The following is a 3577-nucleotide window of genomic DNA, read 5'->3' on the forward strand; positions in this document are numbered from 1 at the left end:
AAATTAACATAAGTTTCCGTTCTTACCAGAATATTAAAGATTGAAAACCAAAAACAATCTATATCCTGATAATCTATATAAAGGAATTTTCTTCCAAGAGCTTCCTCAACTTATTTATTTAGGAATGCAAGACCAATATTATACTTTTAATATGTTCGATACACAAGCTTGGTTAGCGAGAGATTATATGATGGATAAATTTGAAATGCCATCTAAAGAAGAACGACGTAAAGATATCGACCAATGGTTATCAGAGTATGATAAAGTAGAAGATGCAAATGGGGATGTAGATTTTCAAGCAGCTTATATTAAGGATTTGATTTCATATACGGATTATCCTGATTTTAATATTGATAAAGTAGGAGATATGTTTAAAGAGTGGTTAAAAGATAAAGAGGATAATATTCTAACCTATAGAGATAAAACTTTCAAATCTGTTATTACAGGAACAGAAGCCATCGAACATCATACCGATTGGATGGACGAGCTAGATGATAGTAAGAAACGCTATTTGATGGATGAAAAAGAAGTAGAAGCTTTAGAAGAAAAACAAGAAGTACTGGAAACAACTAAAGCTTAAATTATACTCCCACCTAATAATTATAAAGATGTGTATTAGAATTTCTAGTACACATCTTTTTGTTTTTATAGATTAATAATTTATAGTCTTCTCTTACTGCTATTTCCTCCTAGAAGGTTGATAATGATCATTATTACTGCAATTACCAGAATAATATGAATTAATCCGCCAGTTACCATTCCTCCTAGAAAAGTAATAGCCCAAATGATAATTAAAAGTACCGCTATTGTATATAGTATTCTTCCCATAATAGTATAGTTTTTAAGAAATAATACATAAGTACAAGTTTGTACTTATGTATTATTTGATAGTTTATAAACTATTCAACCAACTGTTAACTTCTTCTCTTGATTTGCCAGTTTTTTTCTGAAGTTTACCTAATAGTTCTTCTTCTTTACCTTCAGCGTACATAAGATCATTGTCTGTAAGATCAGCATAAGTGGATTTAACTTTACCTTTAATCTGATTCCAGCGTCCTTTCCATTTTAGATTGTCCATAATAATAGTTTTAAATTAATAATTTATTTTGTTTGTATTGTAAATCTAATTTAAATATATGTAATATGATGTTTGTTTAATTTAATTAGCAAAATATTGTGATAAGTTTATATTTGCCTCCTATTTTGTGTTTATATGATACTTTCTAGAATATATGTTTAAAAATAGAAAAAGAAAGATAAAAAAATCATTTTTTTTGAGAAGGTAGGTAACTGCAATTATAACTGTTGTTTCTAAGTAGTGGTCCTAAAATATTTTTTTAAATTTATAAAAATTAAAAATAGATGAATAAATTTATGAAACGAGCCATAGAATTGGCTGTAAAGAATGTAGAAGAAGGGGGACAACCTTTTGGAGCGGTACTGGTAAAAGATAATCAGATTATAGCGGAAGGCGTAAATGAGTTGCATATTAAAAATGACATTAGTGGGCATGCCGAATTATTAGCTATTCGTAAAGCACAAGAAAAATTAGGTAGTTTAAACTTATCCAGTTCTACCATGTATGCAAGTGGCCATCCTTGTCCTATGTGTTTAAGTGCTATGTATTTTTCAGGGATAAAAAACATATATTATTCTGCTTCTTTGGAAGATCTTGAAGAAGTAGGTATGGAGTATTCAAGTTTTATTTATCAGGAATTAACCAAAAAAAATAAAGAACGTACTATCGTGATGAAGCACATAGGTTTATCGGGGGATATAGAAAATCCTTTAAAGATGTAAGCCAAATAACATTCTTATTGTAAAGGTTGCATCGAAATTAATTTACTCCACGATAATTCTTTATTGAGCTTAAATTCAACCACCATTCCATAACTTAGCTGTATTCGGAAAGAATTCTCTAGACTTATTCCTAAAAGATGGCTAATCATACTTCGGATATTTCCTGCATGGGTGATAACAGCTACTTTTTTGTAAGGAGTCTGAGTAAGATTTTCTAAAAAATCTATACAGCGATTATGTAAAGTTTGATAGCTTTCTCCTTTAGGAGGAGAAAGGTTGACATAGTCTTCTATCCATGGATTCAGTTCTATCTTTGGAATAGTTTCCCATTCTTTTAATTCCCATTCTCCAAAATTTAATTCCATTAACCGTGGGTCTATTTCATATTCTAGACTTAAAGATTCGCATAATTTTTCGCAGCGTTTTAATGGACTAGTATAGAATTTTTCGATATCTAGTGGAAGTTTAGACCGTATTTGCTTTAATTCTTTTTCAAAAACTTGAGTGTTTATTTCTAAATCACTTTGTCCATAGCATATCGCCTTAGCAATATCGGGTGTGGTGTGACGAACTAAATATACTTGCATATAACCAAACTGCATAATAATATAATAATTTCTGTTATTTGTTGAGCGGCTCCTAGACAATCACCAGTATAACCACCAATCCATTTACTAAAGTACCTTCTAAGCAGTATTGCCGTTAATAATACAGGTAGAATAATCAAAAGAAATAAGGGATGTTGTAAAAGTATAAATATAGGAATAACCCAAGATATAGCGATTAGAAAGTTGACAGTGCTAAGTTCTTTTGCAATAGGTTTAGCTTTGCTTAACTCATCTTCTCTTACATAAGATTCTGTGAACATGATATAGACAGCAGCTAATCGACTTAATACATGCGAGAGAATAACTACTAATAAAAACCTATAAAATGTTTGATGGGTTAGTTCATATAATGTAGTAAATTTTAATAAGTAGAGTAAGATAGTACCAATTAGGGCATATGCTCCTGATCGACTGTCTTTCATAATCTCCAATATTTGTAATTTAGTCCATCCTCCTCCAAATCCATCACAAACATCTGCAAAACCATCTTCATGAAAAGCTCCCGTTATCAAAACAGAAGTGATGAGTAGTAAAATTAGACTTATGCTTGGTGGAAAAATAGAATTACTAAGTCCATAAATTCCTGTTATACCTATCCCAACAATCCACCCTATGAGAGGAAAATATCTAGTAGCTTGATTCAAATAATCTGGAGAAAAAATTATTTTTTTAGAACAAGGAATACGAGTATAAAACATTAAAGCATGTAGAAAAACAGTGATTTCTTTCTTCATTTTATTCTTTTTTAGTACTGACATTTGCACTTTCAAAGCTTGTCATCTCATTCATAAAATTGACAGCGGAGGTAATTATTGGATAAGTAATAGCACAACCTGTTCCTTCTCCCAAGCGCAGATTTAATTTCAATAAAGGTGTTGCACCAATAAAATCAAGCATTTTCACATGTCCATATTCATCACTTTGGTGACAAAAAATAGCATTTTCTACAATCTTCTTTTGAATGGAATATGCACAAAGGAATGCAGCTGTAGCTATAAATCCATCTACCATAATCAACATATTATGTTCTCAAGTTTCGCACCAAATCAATTTCACGTAACATCCTGATATTTAAACTTATGTGTATTTACCATAAATCTAAAATCTTCAATATTTGCTATTATTTTGGAGGTAATTTGCTCAATATCAATTGATTCTACGAGTTTCTC

At 30.5% G+C, this 3577-nt stretch carries 6 protein-coding genes; 2 read left to right on the forward strand and 4 right to left on the reverse strand.

Annotated features, from left to right (window positions below; translation table 11 throughout):
* Positions 1–40 precede the first annotated feature (40 nt).
* Positions 41–580 carry a hypothetical protein gene (locus tag VK071_11235; GenBank protein HLR35883.1) on the forward strand — a complete coding sequence of 180 codons (540 nt, stop codon included), beginning with the start codon at positions 41–43 and terminating at the stop codon, positions 578–580.
* Between the two features lie 312 nt (positions 581–892).
* On the opposite strand, the gene VK071_11240 is transcribed toward VK071_11235, so the two are convergent.
* Positions 893–1078, reverse strand: a complete 186-nt coding sequence (locus tag VK071_11240; protein HLR35884.1) for a CsbD family protein — start codon at positions 1076–1078, stop codon at positions 893–895.
* Positions 1079–1374: 296 nt separating this feature from the next.
* Here VK071_11240 and VK071_11245 point away from each other — a divergent pair, with 296 nt between their 5' ends.
* Complete coding sequence (locus tag VK071_11245) at positions 1375–1800, forward strand: nucleoside deaminase (GenBank protein HLR35885.1); 426 nt, start codon at positions 1375–1377, stop codon at positions 1798–1800.
* 14 nt (positions 1801–1814) lie between these two features.
* Here the strand turns inward: VK071_11245 and cobC are convergent, their stop codons facing one another.
* The 3 genes from cobC to VK071_11260 are packed head-to-tail and all read right to left on the reverse strand — an operon-like array spanning position 1815 to position 3419.
* On the reverse strand, positions 1815–2402 hold the full coding sequence (gene cobC, locus VK071_11250) for an alpha-ribazole phosphatase (protein HLR35886.1): 588 nt from the start codon (positions 2400–2402) through the stop codon (positions 1815–1817).
* On the reverse strand, positions 2372–3166 hold the full coding sequence (locus VK071_11255) for an adenosylcobinamide-GDP ribazoletransferase (protein HLR35887.1): 795 nt from the start codon (positions 3164–3166) through the stop codon (positions 2372–2374). Before VK071_11255 ends, cobC begins: the two co-directional genes overlap by 31 nt.
* The gene (locus VK071_11260; protein HLR35888.1) at positions 3144–3419 is read right to left on the reverse strand and encodes a nicotinate-nucleotide--dimethylbenzimidazole phosphoribosyltransferase; all 276 of its coding nucleotides are present in this window, start codon (positions 3417–3419) and stop codon (positions 3144–3146) included. The genes VK071_11255 and VK071_11260 overlap by 23 nt, the downstream gene beginning before the upstream one ends.
* Positions 3420–3577: the final 158 nt, after the last annotated feature.

Source organism: Tissierellales bacterium (assembly GCA_035301805.1).
Lineage (GTDB): Bacteria > Bacillota > Clostridia > Tissierellales > DATGTQ01 > DATGTQ01.

Coding starts and splice junctions, on each gene's coding strand:
- VK071_11240 (HLR35884.1), bottom strand. CDS start 1,078: ATGGACAATCTAAAATGGAAAGGACGCTGGAATCAGATTAAAGGTAAA.
- VK071_11245 (HLR35885.1), top strand. CDS start 1,375: ATGAAACGAGCCATAGAATTGGCTGTAAAGAATGTAGAAGAAGGGGGA.
- cobC (HLR35886.1), bottom strand. CDS start 2,402: ATGCAGTTTGGTTATATGCAAGTATATTTAGTTCGTCACACCACACCC.
- VK071_11255 (HLR35887.1), bottom strand. CDS start 3,166: ATGTCAGTACTAAAAAAGAATAAAATGAAGAAAGAAATCACTGTTTTT.
- VK071_11260 (HLR35888.1), bottom strand. CDS start 3,419: ATGGTAGATGGATTTATAGCTACAGCTGCATTCCTTTGTGCATATTCC.